This is a genomic window from Mycolicibacterium sichuanense, assembly GCF_033741125.1.
In the GTDB taxonomy this organism is placed as follows: Bacteria; Actinomycetota; Actinomycetes; order Mycobacteriales; family Mycobacteriaceae; genus Mycobacterium.
This window is the reverse complement of the sequence record NZ_JAWQPU010000001.1, coordinates 272830-288008: the sequence shown is the minus strand read 5'-3', so window position 1 is coordinate 288008 and position 15179 is coordinate 272830. Positions and strand designations below refer to the sequence as shown.

The following is a 15179-nucleotide window of genomic DNA, read 5'->3' as shown; positions in this document are numbered from 1 at the left end:
GCCCGACGGCGCAATCGCGTGACGCGACTCCACATTCGGCGGACGGTTTCAACGGGCCGCGCGGCGTAGGCGCTCGGCGACTACGCGGACCGCGGCGATCACCTCGGGCGGCTCGAGCACTTCGAACTCCACCCCGGGCAGTGCCAGCCAGGGCACCATCCATTCGGCTTCGTCGGCGCCCGCGGTGACGATGCACGCCTGCGGTCCATCGGCCTCGATCTCGGCGGAGGCATCGGAGAACGAGTGCGCCACAACCTCCTTCGATGCCTGGTAGCGAACGCGGGCCACGTAGCGGTACGGCGAGGCGGTGATGGCGCGGCGCACGTAGCTGGCGGCGTCCGGCGCCTGGCGCGGGGTGAAGGTGGTGCCGCGAGCCGTCACGTCGGTCATCCGGTCCAGCCGCAGACTGCGCCAGTCGTCGCGGTCGCGGTCGTAGCAGAACAGATACCAGCGCCGCCCCGTCGTCACCAGCTGGTAGGGCTCCAGCCGCCGCTCGGTGACGTTGCCGGCACGGTCGACGTATCTGGCCCCGACGTGTTCGTGGTCGCGGCTGGCCCGCGCCAGCGTCATCAACACGTCGGGTTCGACCGGGGCATCGGTGGACCCCGCGGTCAGGGTCGTCGTGGCGTCGTGCACCGCCGCGACCTGCGAGCGCAGCCGTGACGGCATCACCTGGTCGAGCTTCGACAGGGCGCGCAACGCCGATTCCCCAACGCCGGCCACGCTGCCGCCGGCGGCCACGCGCAAGCACACGGCCATCGCGACGGCCTCGTCGGGATCGAGCAGCAGCGGCGGCAATGCCGCGCCGGCACCAAGCTGGTATCCCCCGCCGTGCCCCTTGCTGGCGTGCACCGGGTAACCGAGCTCGCGCAGCCGCTCGACGTCGCGACGGACGCTGCGCCCCGTCACCCCGAGCCGGTCCGCCAGTTCCGCACCGCTCCACACCCGCCGCGACTGCAGCAGACCGAGCAGCTGAAGCACCCGGCTCGTCGTCTCGGACATGGTCGCAGTCTGCCGCACTCTTAGGACCGAACTGGTCCTAAACTTCTGTCAGGGTGATCGCATGGGGAACGACCTGGTCCTGCACATCAACCGCGAAGTCATCCACCACGGCGCCGAGATCGCCGTGCTCCGAGACCTCTACGTCCACACCATCAGCAAGGAGAACTGACCATGCCCGCCATGCCCCCTCCCGTCGCCGACGAGCGCCAAGCCCTGCGCGACTACCTCTTCCAGCAGCAGTACGCCTTCCATGCGCTGGCCTACGGGCTCACCGACGAGCAGGCCCGCGCCACCCCGACGGCCAGCGCGCTGTCGATTGGTGCGCTGATCAAGCACGTCACCGGCTGCCAGCGTGGCTGGATGCAACGAGTCGCGGCCGCGCCCGACGCGCCGCCGGCCGACGAACGTTCCAGCGCCGAGCGGCAGGCCGAGTACGCCGACGAGTTCGTGATGAAACCCGACGAGATGCTCGCCGACCTGCTCGAGCGCTTCGAGGCGCAGAACCGCGAGACGCTGAGGCTGGTCGAGACCACCGATCTGGACGCTGCGGTGCCGGTACCCCGCGATGCGCCGTGGTTCCCGACGGACGTCGCGGCGTGGTCGGTGCGCTGGGTCTTGTTCCACCTGATCGAGGAGTTCGCCCGCCACGCCGGCCACGGCGACGTGATCCGGGAGTCCATCGACGGCGCCACGATGTACGAACTGCTCGCCGGCCTGGAGGGCTGGCCGGAGACGGACTGGCTCAAGCCCTTCACCCCGCCCGCGTCGGCCTGAGGATCGCCGAAAGTACGGTTGGTGACGGTCGCGCCCGCGATTCGCGTCATCGACCGCACTTGCGGTTGTCGAGCAGATGGAGCCCATGGACGTCAGATCCGGCATCGCGCGCTGCGGGGACGTCGAGTTGTTCTACGAAGACCTCGGTGACGTCGACGCGCCGCCCGTGCTGCTGATCATGGGCGTCGGCGCGCAGCTGCCGATGTGGCCGGACGGGTTCTGCGAGCTGCTGCTCGGCCGGGGTCTCAGGGTGATCCGGTTCGATCACCGCGACACCGGCCTGTCGACCAAGATGCACGGGCAGCGGGCAGCCGGGCCGGTGCTCGCGCGCGTCGGGCGCTACCTGATCGGTCGGCCGAGCCCGGTGCCGTACACGCTGGTCGACCTGGCCGAGGATGCGCGCGGGCTGCTCGAACACCTCGAGATCGACTGCGCGCACGTCGTCGGGGCCTCGATGGGCGGGATGATCGCCCAGATCTTGGCAGCACGGCATCCCGACCGCGTCGCCTCGTTGGGCCTGCTGATGAGCAGTGCGGGCCAGCCACTGGCGGCGCTGCCGAGGTGGGGAGTGATCAGGTTGGCGCTCAACCCGCCGGGCCGCGACGCGCCACGCGCGGCCAAGGTGGCCTACGAGGTGCGCAACATCGCGGTGATCAACGGCCCAAACTTCCTGCCGACCGAGGAGCAGTTGCGCCAGCGCGTCGAGGGCCTCACCGCCCGCAGCGACTACCCGCAGGGTCGGCTGCGGCAGTTCGACGCCGTGCTTGGCACGGGCAGCCTCGTGCGCCATGCGCGATGCATCACCGCGCCGACGGTCGTCGTGCACGGATCCGCCGATCCGATGGTGCGAGTTCGAAACGGCCGCAACTTGGCTCGCATCATCACGGGCGCGCGGTTCGTCGTCGTCGACGGCATGGGCCATGACCTGCCGGCACCGGTATGGCGGCCGGTGGTGGATGCCTTGGTGGAGAACGCCAACTACCCGTTGCCGTAGCGCGCAGCCCGGACCACCGGATGTGACGGGGCGCACAGGAAATTTCCGCGTCACCGGCACCTTTGAGACACTGCAGTCATGACAACCACCAAGCACCGCGAGGTAGCCCGGCTGGACCGGGTGCCGTTGCCGGTCGAAGCTGCCCGCATCGGCGTGACGGGATGGCAACTCACCCGCACCGGCGCTCGGGTCGTCAGCACGCTCGGCGGCCGCGGCTCCCTCCAGCAGAAGATCATCAGACAGATCCCCCAGGCCTTCGCCGACCTGGGCCCCACCTACGTCAAGTTCGGCCAGATCATCGCCTCCAGCCCCGGCGCGTTCGGCGAGCCAATGAGCCGCGAGTTCCGCGGCCTGCTCGACAGGGTGCCGCCCGCCAACACCGAGGCCGTGCACGAGCTGTTCAAGGAGGAGCTCGGTGACGAGCCCGCCAACCTGTTCAAGTCCTTCGAAGAGAAGCCGTTCGCATCGGCGTCGATCGCGCAGGTGCACTACGCGACGTTGCACACCGGTGAAGAGGTCGTCGTCAAGATCCAGCGCCCCGGCATCCGCCGGCGGGTGGCAGCCGACCTGCAGATCCTCAAGCGCGGCGCGCAGCTCGTCGAGCTAGCCAAGATGGGCCGCCGACTCTCGGCGCAGGACGTCGTCGCCGACTTCGCCGACAACCTCGCCGAAGAGCTCGACTTCCGGCTCGAGGCGCAGTCGATGGACGCCTGGGTGTCCCACATGCACACCTCCCCGCTGGGCAAGAACATCCGGGTTCCGCAGGTCTATTGGGATTTGACCAGTGAGCGCGTGCTGACGATGGAGCGTGTGCAGGGCGTTCGCATCGACGACGTGGCCGCGATCCGCAAGGCCGGGTTCGACGGCACGGAGCTGGTGAAGGCGCTGTTGTTCAGCGTCTTCGAGGGCGGTCTGCGGCACGGCCTGTTCCACGGTGACCTGCACGCGGGCAACCTCTACGTCGACGCCGACGGCAAGATCGTCTTCTTCGACTTCGGCATCATGGGCCGCATCGACCCGCGCACCCGTTGGCTGCTACGCGAGTTGGTGTACGCCCTGCTGGTCAAGAAGGACCACGCCGCGGCCGGCAAGATCGTCGTCCTGATGGGTGCGGTAGGCAACGTCGAACCGGAGGGCAACGCCGCAAAAGACCTTGCGGCATTTGCCACTCCGTTGACCACCAAGTCTCTGGGCGAGCTGTCGTACGCCGAGATCGGCAAGCAGCTCTCGGCACTGGCCGAGGCCTACGACGTCAAGCTGCCCCGCGAGCTGGTGCTGATCGGCAAGCAGTTCCTCTACGTGGAGCGCTACATGAAGCTGCTGGCGCCGAAGTGGCAGATGATGAGCGACCCGCAGCTGACCGGGTACTTCGCCAACTTCATGGTGGAGGTAAGCCGCGAGCACACCACCGACGAGCGCTCGCGCGAGGAGCATCCCACCGACGAAACGGACGCCTGATGAACCTTCGCACCGGCACCGCCCGCTCGGGCGACCTGGACATCTTCTACGAGGACATGGGCGATCCGAACGACCCCGCCGTCCTGCTGATCATGGGCCTTGGCGCGCAATTGTTGTTCTGGCGCAAGGGTTTCTGCGAGAAACTGGTCAACCAGGGCCTGCGGGTCATCCGCTACGACAACCGTGACGTGGGGCTCTCGAGCAAGGTCGAGGGCCGTCACACCGGCGCCAAGCTGCTGCCGCGAATGGCACGGTCTCAGCTGGGATTGCGCAACGAGGCGGTCTACACCCTCGAGCACATGGCCGACGACGCCGCGGCGCTGCTCGATCATCTGCAGATCGAAAAGGCCCACGTGGTGGGCGGGTCCATGGGCGGGATGATCGCGCAGATCTTCGCGGCGCGGTATCAACACCGCACGAAGACCCTCGGCATCTTCTTCTCGAGCAACAACCAAGCGTTCCTCCCCCCACCGGGTCCCCAGCAGCTGCGCGCGGTGACCACCCGTCCCAAGGACACCTCGCGGGAGGGCGTGATCGCCAACTCGGTGCGCGTCGGAAAGATCATCGGCTCCCCCGGTTACCCGGTGCCCGAGGAGAAGCTCGTGGCCGAGGCGACGGAGGCCTATGAGCGTTCCTACTATCCGGCCGGCGTGGGCCGTCAGTTCGGTGCCATCCTGGGCAGCGGCAGCCTGCTTGGCTACGACAAGCAGATCACCGCGCCGACGCTGGTGATCCACGGTCGCGCCGACAAGTTGATGCGTCCCTCGGGTGGTCGCGCGATCGCCAAGGCCATCCGTCGCTCCCGTCTGGTGTTGTTCGACGGAATGGCCCACGACCTGCCAGAGCCGCTCTGGGACGACTTCGTCGGGGAACTGAAGACCACGTTTGCCGAAGTCCCGTGAACCGGTGGTGCGATTCGGCTCGCGAGCACGACCGGCGTAGAGTGCGCGATTGAGCGCATCAGGGAGTCTTGGCGAGTCATTGGCGACGCCGCCAAGACGCTGATCAGCGAAGAAAGGCTTTCTGCACTATGTCGACTACCCGTAAGAAGGGTGGCCTGAAGCCGCACTTCGAGGACGTACAGGCGCACTACGACCTGTCGGATGAGTTCTTCAGCCTCTTCCTCGACCCGACCCAGACCTACAGCTGCGCGTATTTCGAGCGCGACGACATGACGCTGGAGGAAGCCCAGCTCGCCAAGGTCGACCTGGCGCTCGGCAAGCTCGGTCTCGAGCCGGGGATGACGCTGCTCGACGTCGGTTGCGGGTGGGGATCCACCATGCTGCGGGCAATCGAGAAGTATGACGTCAACGTCATCGGCCTGACGCTTAGCGAGAACCAGAAGGCCCACGTCGAGGCCGAGTTCGCCAAGCACGACAGCCCGCGGTCCAAGCGGGTATTGCTGAACGGCTGGGAGCAGTTCGACGAGCCCGTCGACCGCATCGTGTCGATCGGCGCCTTCGAGCACTTCGGCAAGGACCGCTGGGACGACTTCTTCGCGATGGCCTACAAGGCCTTGCCCGACGACGGTGTCATGTTGCTGCACACCATCACGGCGCTCACCCTGCCCCAGATGACCGCAGCCGGGCTGCCGCTGACGTTCTCGATCGCGCGGTTCGTCAAGTTCATCCTCACCGAGATCTTCCCGGGCGGTTACCTGCCGACCACCGAGATGGTCGGCGAGTACGGCACCAAGGCCGGTTTCGAGCTGACCCGGACGCAGTCCCTGCAGAAGCACTACGCCAGGACCCTGGACACCTGGTCCGCCGCGCTCGAGGCGCACCGGGACGAGGCCATCGCCATCCAGTCCGAAGAGGTCTACGACCGCTACATGCACTACCTCACGGGGTGCGCAAAGGGCTTCCACGAGGGCTACATCGACGTCTGCCAGTTCACCCTGGCGAAGTAGCCCTAGCAAATTTTGGGTATTACACCGGCGAAACGCTGGCGTCTACGGCTAGATGCGCGTGTCCTGGCCGTGCGCCGCGTAGGGTGCGGAGCATCACATCGCGTCCTATCCGCCGATGGGCGATGACGACAGCTCGATGAATGAAAGGCCTTACAAGAAGAACATGTCTGACAACTCCACTGGCACGAAGGATCTGACTCCTCACTTCGAGGACATCCAGGCGCATTACGACCTGTCGGACGACTTCTTCGGTGTGTTCCAGGACCCGACGCGCAAGTACAGCTGCGCGTACTTCACCGGACCGAACGTCACGCTGTCCGAGGCGCAGATCGCCAACGTCGATCAGCACCTCGAGCGTCTCGACCTCAAACCGGGGATGACGCTGCTCGAGGTGGGCTGCGGCTGGGGCTTGACGCTGCAGCGCGCGATGGAGAAGTACGACGTCAACGTCATCGGGCTGACGCTGTCGAAGAACCAGCAGGCGTACTGCAACGAGATCCTCGGCAAGCTCGACACCGAGCGCACCTTCGACGTGCGGCTGGAGGGCTGGGAGCAGTTCCACAGCCCCGTCGACCGCATCGTGTCGATCGAGGCGTTCGAGCACTTCGGCTTCGAGCGCTACGACGACTTCTTCAAGACCTGTTTCGACATCCTGCCCGACGACGGTCGCATGACGATTCAGAGCAGCGTGGCGTACCACCCCGACGATCTGCAGCGCCGCGGCAAGAAGCTGACCTTCGAGATGGCCCGCTTCATCAAGTTCATGATCACCGAGATCTTCCCGGGTGGCCGGATCCCGTCCACCGACATGATGGTCGAGCGTGGCGAGAAGGCGGGCTTCACCGTCCCCGAGGCGCTGTCGCTGCGCAACCACTACATCAAGACCCTCGGCATCTGGGCGGCTCGCCTGGAGAATCACCGCGACGAGGCGATCGCCGCGGCCGGCGTCGAGAACTACGACCGCTACATGAAGTACCTGACGGGCTGCCAGTTCTACTTCGTCGACGAAGCGATCGACGTCAGCCTGGTCACCTACCTCAAGCCTGGCGCGGCGGCCTAACCGCTCCCGACAGCAGAACGCCCCGGCACTTCGCGAGTGCCGGGGCGTTCTGCTGTGTCAGGCCGCCTTCTTCTCCGAGTCAGCGGTGTCCCCGGCCGTGGCGGAGGTGTCGGTCGTCTTCGTGGTGTCGGCGGTGGTCTTGTCGCTGCCGGTGCTGGCGGCGCCGTTGGCGGCGGCGGACTCCTTGGCCTTCTCCGCGGCGGCCTTCGCGGCCGTGTCGGCGGCCGAGGTGGCAGCCGTGGCCTTGTCCGCCGCATCCTTGGCTGCTTTGTCGGCGGCATCCTTGGCATCCTTGGCTGCCTTGTCGGCGGCGTCCTTGGCGGCGGCTGCCGCCTTGTCCGCGGCGTCCTGGTCGTTGGTGGCCTTCTCCTGCACCGCGGCGACGGGTGTGGAGCCGGCGGAGGCCTGACCGGTGGTCGCGGTCTCGGTTGCCGGAACCTGTTCGGTTGCAGTCTTTTCCGGAGTGGATTGGACAGAGCTCACCGTCTGCTCGGTTGCCTGCTTGGCTTCCTCGGTGGTGGTGACGTCCTGCTTGGCTTCCTCCGCGGTGGTGACGGCCTGCTTCTTCGCGACTGAGGTGGTGCTCGCCGCCAGCGTCGTCACCGGAGCCGTCGTGGTGATCGGGGTGACCGTCGTCGGTGGGGTCAGCGAGGCACCGCCGGCGAGAGCGTCCTGGACGCCCTGGACGATGGCCTGCACGACCTGCCCGGCGAACTGGATCGGGTTGATTGCGAACGGGTTGAACGGCAGCAGCGACAGCGTCCTGGCGATGCCGGGGTTCGTCGCGCGGTCGTAACCCAGGTCGACGAGCAGCTTGGTCAGCGGATTGACTAGGGCCACCAAGGGATTCACCAGGGCACTGATGCCGAACTGCTTGCCGAGGTCGACGATTGGCTGGTACAGCGGCAGGGCACCCTGCTGCGGGATCAGCACGAAGCTGGCGTCGCCGTAGGTGCGCTTCGGGGTGTTGGTGATGGCGTTGGCCAACGTGGCATCGCTGTACCCGTAGGGCAGGGAGTCCGTCGGCGCGTTGCTCGTCGGGTCGAGGTAGTACCCGTGCACGTACTCGAAGGCGGCCAGGGCGTTGAGCATGGCGAAGGCGTTGCCCCAGTATTGAGGTGCATCACCCACCGGGTCGTACTCGAAGCTGTAGTTGGTGCTCGTGACGCCGTTGTTGGTGGGCAGTTGCGGGCCGAAGGAGATGTTCAGGCCGGGGATGGTCGGCAGGAAACTCAGGCGCGACCACAACCCCAGCGGGTTGTTGATGTTGCCGATGGTGACCACCGAGACCCGACTCTTGGCCGAGCCGGGGATGTCGTACATCTCGCGGGAGACGACGGCCCCGCCCTGGGAGTAGCCGAAGATGATGATCGGGTCGGTGCCGGGTGCGGCCAGCGCGTTCGTCAGCGCGGTGTTCAGGTTGGTGACGCCGGTGCCGACGGACTCGTTCCAGGTGTCGCAGGAGTATCCGGGGCACCAGCCGGGGATGAAGCCGATCGGGTAGAAGCTGGCGGGATAGTCGACGCCCTGGAGGTTGCACCCGTCGGTCGAACTGCATGGCACGCCGGACTCGTTGATGTAGCGGTTGGCGGCGTTTTCCTTGTACCCGGTGACCGCGTTCGGCGGCAGGATGTTGTGCGTGCCGGTGCCCGGCACGATCAGCGCGGTGGCCGCGCCGAAGGCCAGCGCGGCCGAGAAGGCCGATCCGATGACCAAGCCCAGAGCGGCCACGATCGAGATGAATACGACGCCGATCGAGCGGGTTGTGCGACGCATGTGCCGACCTCCAGTTACGCGCCTTCGAGTCACGCGAGCGCTGACTCCTTGGGCATGCTCGCACAGCGCAGTGGACGGCAGGAGTCAATTGACCCGCATGTCAGGAAAATTCGCCTACGAGGTGTCGGTCTCTCTCCCCGTCGGCGTCGTCGCTCACCGTTCTTCGGCCGACCGTCGTCTTGATCATCGGGATCGCGCTGGAACTACGACGACGTGGGCCGCTTTTCCGGCCACATTGCCGTCGATTGCAACGGGGGGCAATTCCCGATATCAGCAATTTGCGTGACCGCTATGGGCGTTAGCCCGGAGGACACCAACAGGAGACCAATTTCGCACTGAAGCGATTAGCCGGGAACGACGATCTGGACCATGCCGCGTCGCGTGACGGACGATCCGATCGCCCAGCGGCGCTATGTCCAGGCGAGGACGATTGCACGGGAAAAGACCAGGCAAGAGGACATTTTGCGGTTGACAGGCGTAGCCCGATGTGGGACTCTTAGCAAAATCGTCAGGTATGAGCAATACGAGTACACAAGCCTGATGACCAACTTTCAGGGGGAAAGATGATTGCCGGGGCTGGAACCACACACTTTTCGACGCTCTCCAATAAATTCCAGGTAGGCATTGCGGCAATGGCCATTGCGACCGCCGCCACCGTCACACCGGTAATGGCTCATGCAGCGCCAAACCCGGTCACCTTCGCCGAGGGAATCGGCAGTTCGGTCGACCAGTACATTCAGCCGGTCATCGATGTCAGCCCGCGGTCCAGCGTCGCGGCCGTTACTGCGGCCCCCGTCTGCACCACGACTGACATCGGTTGCGTTCTTGGCCAGGCGCTGCAGGGAGTCGGCCAGGGACTTAATCAGGTCGTCGTCGCATTCACCACGGCCGCCGGAACGGTCGTCTACGCCACGCTATCCATCGCGGGCGGCATCATCACTGCTGTGGGCGCCGCCCTTCCGGGACCGATCGGCGCGGCCATCTCAGCGGTCGGGCAAGCCTTCCTCATCGGGGCCGAGAACGTCGCCAAGACCGTCCACATCGGGCCCTACTCGACGGCCGTCTAGTCCAGACTTCGGAAACGGCTCGCCAGTTGTCGACAGTTCGACAGCTGGCGAGCCGTTTCCTTTGGGCCAGTTGTCGTAGCCGCTCTTCGATGCGGTTCAACCGAGCATGGGAATTGACCGAGTGAGATTCTTTCGGCGGCGACCATTGAATGACGACTCCAACGATGACGATGCGATTCCGAACGACCCCGGCCATGGGCGACCTTGGTTAAGGCGCCGGAGCACTTTGTGGACCGGCCTCGCCGTTCTCGTCGTCATCGTCGCGTTCGGTGGTTGGCTGGGTCTACGAGCGCAAGCCGCAAAGAACAGCCTCGAGCAGGCGCGCGCCAGCGCGCAGCAGTCCAAAGAGGCACTGCTGCAAGGCAACACGCAGGAAGCATCACGCTTTGCGGCCGATGCACTGTCTCGTGCGCAGGCGGCACGCGACGCGACGCATTCAGTGCCGTGGAACGTCGTCTCCGTCGTACCGTGGTTTGGCAGCCCGTTCAAGGCCGGTCAGCAGATATCAGATGTCGTACTCGGTCTGACCGCCGATGTGCTGAAGCCCACCGCGGATGCCGGCATGACCGTTGCGCCCAATCAGCTACTCGCAGACAATCGCCTGGACGTCGCTGCGCTCCGCAGCGAAGAGCCGACGCTGAGCAAGATTGCAGCGGACGCGGCTCGCCTGGCAGCCGAGGCACAGGCGATTCCTGATCCGCTGTACCTCACCGCCGTCGGCGGAGCCCGATCGCAACTTCAAGCGCAAACAGCTGACATCGCGAAACTTCTGGGCAACACTGCGCTTGCGGCGCGGATCGCCCCGTCGCTGCTGGGCGCCGATGGCCCACGGACCTATTTCATGGGCTTTCAGACGAACGCAGAAGCCCGCGGTACCGGCGGCCTACTCGGAGGCTTTGGCCTTCTTCGGTTCGACAACGGCAAACCGACGGTGGACACCTTGGGGTCGAACACGGAGATCGACGAGAAGTCGAAGTTCACGCCGTTCTCCCTCAACCCCGAATTCGACGCCCAATATGGCTTCACCAATCCAACGGTCGACATCCGCAACAGCAATCAGAGTCCGAACTTCCCCTATGCGGCCCAGATTTGGAAGTCGATATGGGCGCAGCAGTCCGGCATGAACGTCGATGGCGTGATCGCCATCGATCCCATCGCTCTCAGCTACATCCTCGGCGCCACCGGGCCGGTGACGATGCCAGACGGCGAGACGGTGACGAAGGATAACGTCGTCGAACTCACGGAATCCACTGTCTATCAACGCTTCCCGACCGATCAAGCTGCGCGGAAGCGATTTCTTCAAGACGTCGCCGCAGAGGTCGTCAAGAAGATCACCCGGCCGGCGGAATCGCCGCGCAAACTGATCGACGCCCTGGGAAGAGCAGTCAGCGAGCGACGAATCTCCGTCTGGAGTTCCTCCGCCTCCGACCAGAAACTGCTAGAGGAAACGCCGCTCGCTCACGAGGTTCCCGACGATCCTGCTCCGTACGCCGAGTTCGTCGTCAACAACCTCGCAGGCAACAAGATGGACTACTACCTGGATCGGCGAATCGAATACGTCGCCGACGGCTGCGATCACGGCACTCGAATATCGACGGCCACCATTCGGCTCACCAACACACTGACCGATCCTGCACCCCTGCCGGACTACGTCGCCGGACGGTTGGGGTTCTTCCCCAGCCTCGCCTCGGATACCCCCAAGGGAACGATGATCACATCGGTCCGCCTTCTCGCGACGAAGAACGCTCGGGTGATCAGCGTGCTCGTCAATGGCGAGAGGACCCGTGTCTATCAGGCGCAGGAGCGCGGCCACCCCGCCTGGGAGGCCCAGGTGACGATCCCGCCGGGGAAATCGGTCGAAGTGGCCTTCCGGCTGTCCGAACCGACGACTCCGGGTCAAGCGCGGGTTCCCGTTCAGCCCTTGATCGGCAACGTCACTCCGACGGTATTGGTACCCGAGTGCAAGGGATAGGTTCGTAGACAGGGGAATTCACCTTGTTACGAGCGCCAACGTCGACCTAGCGAGCATGACCAAAGGCGGCCACCGTCCGGACGGGTAGGACGTCGATCGTCGTGATTGTGCCCACCTCCACGTACGCGCCCAGCGCCAAGGATGGCCGAGGATATCGAGCGGCGTGTCCGACTCGGCGACGCTTCCTGATGCGCTCGGCCGATCACTGAATTGAAGTGATGGCCATGTCGCTTCGACCCGATTTGGCAGTCACACGGCGGTAGCTAGACCCGCAGTCAGGGGAATCGAAACCGGTTCTGCCGTCATACCGGCGGTAGCGACAGCCGATTCGGGCTCCACATTGCCCTTGGGCCTACCCAGCCTTTGGAGCCTGGCAATCCCAAGCAGTCCAACGGCCTGGACCAGCGCAACGGCCAGCAGTGGCCACGCGGCGCCGGCAGCCAGGGTGACGAAGGCTGCCTGAGAGGGTCTCATGCCATGAGACTTTCGAAAGACGAATGCGAACAGACCCGCCGCGGCAGTCACACATACGACCCCCACTAGATAAGAAGCCATGAGCATCATGATGGCCACCAGCCCCCCAGTCGCAACAGCTACCAAAATCATCAACCCTTCCGCACTGTTCTGCAATGGCTATCGCTGAATAAGACCAAGTGAATGAAATAACCGACTGCAATTTTGAGCCCGAGTGTCCAACACGCGTACTACACAGCGGATTTTGAGTTTATGGAGCAATACCTGGACAACACGATACTTGACAATCAACGACCAAACTCGCGCGGCAATTACTATTACAGCAAAGTTTGATCGCCGGATAGCAGTTAGTGTGCGGATCGGTCCGCAACCATTCCATCCCCCGCTGCGGCTGCGCATTACGCGCACAAGGTAAGCGAATGCCGCAAAGGTCTCGCGCTGCCTCCGGGCTTGACCTGCGTTGCCAGTCCCCGGCTGGATCAGTGTCAACCGCACCAATCCTGCGACGGACGCGACCACGTAATTGACGTAACCCGAGCCGATCGTGCAGGCGTCCGCCAACCCGTACGCCGATGACCAACACAGCAACGTGAGCCCATGTCCGTCCTTAGCCGCACGCTGTTTGGACATGCATCTAGTTACGTGCGCCGTGCCATGGGTATGTCGGCCTTTCATGGTCGTCCATCACCTTGCAGATACCAGCTCCACCATTACTCGACGCACAAGGCCCCGCGCTGAATCAAGGGATGCGCTGGAGCGCGGCGCGACTGTGTTCGGCGAATACCGTGCTGGTTGGTCCCTTAGACGTCGCTGGGCAGAAGCCGTCTCGTGCACTGTGACTGAGTCGCTGTCGAACAGCTCCATGTAGACGTTGGCACAACGCGGCACCCCCGGCTCCGAACACGGTCGCCGCTGTCGATCAAGATGGCGTGAACTGACCTTTAACTTGCTAGACCCACCGGCGGATTATCCAGCGGCGACGCTTCAACCATCGACGACCTGTCCCTCGCCGATTGCCTCATCTCCCTTGCGCGCCTGACGCACTGAGAACTGTATTAACGCGATCTGGCAACGACGTGACTCGTCCATCTCGAGTTAACCGACTGCGCCGAAAGTCGGGCGCTATACTTTCGCAAACCTATGCCGAAAGGCGGAACATGGGGCCAGTTTCACCAGTGGGCGGGGGCGACAGTGAATTTGCGAGACATCACAAAGGTTTTACGCACGCGGTGGGTCATCGTGGTTGCGACGACCTTGATTGCGGTTCTGGCGGCGATCGGAAGCTCGCTGCTGACCACGCCGCTCTATCAGTCGTCGACCAGACTCTTCGTGTCCACCGCCGCGGCGGGTGATTCACTCGCAGATAAATATCAAGGCACTTTGTTCTCACAAGAACGAGTTCTCTCGTACACGCAGCTTCTCGTGGGTAGGACGCTGGCCCAACGCACGGTAGACAAGCTAGGTCTGAATATGAGTGCCGGACAGCTCGCTGGGATGGTGTCAGCGAGCTCGACACCTGACACCGTGCTGATCGACGTTCACGTGCTTGACACATCGCCCGTTCGCGCTCGAGACATCGCCAATGCTCTCTCCGACGAGTTCGTCGTCATGGCAAAGGAATTGGAGACTCCTGAGGACGGATCCGCTGCCGATGCCCGCGTCGTGGTCGAACAGCGCGCGTCGGTACCCAACGAGCCGGTGGCACCAAAGACCAAGCGAAACATAGGGTTGGGTCTCGCGATGGGATTGCTCCTGGGCATCGGCCTTGCATTTCTCCGCGATCGCCTCGACAACACCATCAAAGATCAAGAGACGCTTGAGTCCATTACCGGTGTTGGACTCGTCGGCAGCATTCCACTCGACAAGGAACGGCGCAAAGAGCCGGCGATCGCCTTCGAGGGTGACAACTCGGCGATCGCAGAGAGTTTCCGCAAGCTGCGAACGAACCTGCAGTTCCTCGCCGTCGACAATCCTCCACGCCTCATTGTCGTGGCCAGTTCACTGCCCGGAGAGGGCAAGTCGACTACTGCCATCAACATCGCGCTCGCCTTGGCTGAGGCCGAACACAACGTCGCGCTCGTCGATGGTGACATGAGACGACCCATGCTGGACAAGTATCTCAACGTCGTCGGCACGGTGGGGCTCAGCACCGTACTGAGCGGTGCGGCTTCCCTATCGGAGATGCTCCAGAAGACCACCACGCCGGGATTGACCGTGCTCACTTCCGGACCGATTCCACCGAACCCGAGTGAACTTCTGGGTTCGCTTGCGGCACAAAAGGTGCTAGCTGAGCTCCGATCGCAATTCGACTACGTCATCGTGGACTCGTCGCCGCTATTGGCTGTAACCGATGCAGCGATTTTGGCAACGAACTCGGATGGCGTGCTGATGATGGCGCGGTATGGAGAGACCAAGCGCGAGCAACTTGCGCGAGCAGTCCGCAATCTCGCGGACGTCGGCGTCTCGCCTCTCGGCGCCGTGCTGACGATGACCCCAATGCGGGGGGACACCTCCTACTATGACGGATACGGATACTACGGTGGCGATTCCCGCACCGAGGCGCAGATGCCGAGCGCCTCGGCTGCAAGCCATCGCGAGAGGGCCGACTAGGGATCCGCACTCGTTCGTGACGGCGGAAGATCCTTGGTTGAATTGACGCGGTGATCGACTACCGACAGCACAGTCCATACCGG

Annotated in this window: 11 protein-coding genes and 1 pseudogene; 10 read left to right on the top strand and 2 right to left on the bottom strand. The window is 64.3% G+C overall.

The window, feature by feature from the left end; genetic code table 11:
* Positions 1-48: 48 nt before the first annotated feature.
* Positions 49-1002, bottom strand: coding sequence for a helix-turn-helix transcriptional regulator (locus SBI80_RS01355; RefSeq protein WP_318972574.1), 954 nt, complete (start codon positions 1000-1002; stop codon positions 49-51).
* Positions 1003-1072: 70 nt separating this feature from the next.
* Here SBI80_RS01355 and SBI80_RS01350 point away from each other — a divergent pair.
* The 7 genes and pseudogenes from SBI80_RS01350 to SBI80_RS01320 all read left to right on the top strand — a co-directional run.
* Positions 1073-1171 (top strand): annotated as a pseudogene (locus SBI80_RS01350) (DinB family protein); the annotation flags it as partial.
* A gap of 2 nt (positions 1172-1173) precedes the next feature.
* The gene (locus tag SBI80_RS01345; protein WP_318972572.1) at positions 1174-1776 is read left to right on the top strand and encodes a DinB family protein; all 603 of its coding nucleotides are present in this window, start codon (positions 1174-1176) and stop codon (positions 1774-1776) included.
* 85 nt (positions 1777-1861) lie between these two features.
* Complete coding sequence (locus tag SBI80_RS01340) at positions 1862-2770, top strand: alpha/beta fold hydrolase (protein WP_318972570.1); 909 nt, start codon at positions 1862-1864, stop codon at positions 2768-2770.
* A 78-nt stretch (positions 2771-2848) separates the two neighbouring features.
* Positions 2849-4228, top strand: a complete 1380-nt coding sequence (locus tag SBI80_RS01335) for an ABC1 kinase family protein (protein ID WP_318972568.1) — start codon at positions 2849-2851, stop codon at positions 4226-4228.
* Positions 4228-5130: an alpha/beta fold hydrolase gene (locus SBI80_RS01330; protein WP_318972566.1), complete on the top strand. Its 903-nt coding sequence runs from the start codon at positions 4228-4230 to the stop codon at positions 5128-5130. Before SBI80_RS01335 ends, SBI80_RS01330 begins: the two co-directional genes overlap by 1 nt.
* A gap of 128 nt (positions 5131-5258) precedes the next feature.
* Entirely contained in the window at positions 5259-6137 is an 879-nt protein-coding gene (locus tag SBI80_RS01325) for a cyclopropane mycolic acid synthase family methyltransferase (RefSeq protein WP_318972565.1), read from the top strand.
* A 163-nt stretch (positions 6138-6300) separates the two neighbouring features.
* A complete protein-coding gene (locus SBI80_RS01320; RefSeq protein ID WP_318972563.1) occupies positions 6301-7197 on the top strand; it encodes a cyclopropane mycolic acid synthase family methyltransferase in 897 nt (298 codons plus the stop codon).
* Between the two features lie 57 nt (positions 7198-7254).
* On the opposite strand, the gene SBI80_RS01315 is transcribed toward SBI80_RS01320, so the two are convergent.
* Positions 7255-8973, bottom strand: a complete 1719-nt coding sequence (locus SBI80_RS01315) for a PE-PPE domain-containing protein (RefSeq protein WP_318972562.1) — start codon at positions 8971-8973, stop codon at positions 7255-7257.
* A gap of 563 nt (positions 8974-9536) precedes the next feature.
* Between SBI80_RS01315 and SBI80_RS01310 the strand changes: the two genes are divergently transcribed.
* From SBI80_RS01310 to SBI80_RS01300, 3 genes are all read left to right on the top strand, one after another.
* Positions 9537-10040: a hypothetical protein gene (locus SBI80_RS01310; RefSeq protein WP_318972560.1), complete on the top strand. Its 504-nt coding sequence runs from the start codon at positions 9537-9539 to the stop codon at positions 10038-10040.
* A 106-nt stretch (positions 10041-10146) separates the two neighbouring features.
* Complete coding sequence (locus tag SBI80_RS01305; protein WP_318972558.1) at positions 10147-12012, top strand: DUF4012 domain-containing protein; 1866 nt, start codon at positions 10147-10149, stop codon at positions 12010-12012.
* Between the two features lie 1665 nt (positions 12013-13677).
* Positions 13678-15096, top strand: coding sequence for a tyrosine-protein kinase domain-containing protein (locus SBI80_RS01300; RefSeq protein WP_318973632.1), 1419 nt, complete (start codon positions 13678-13680; stop codon positions 15094-15096).
* The last annotated feature ends 83 nt before the right edge of the window (positions 15097-15179 follow it).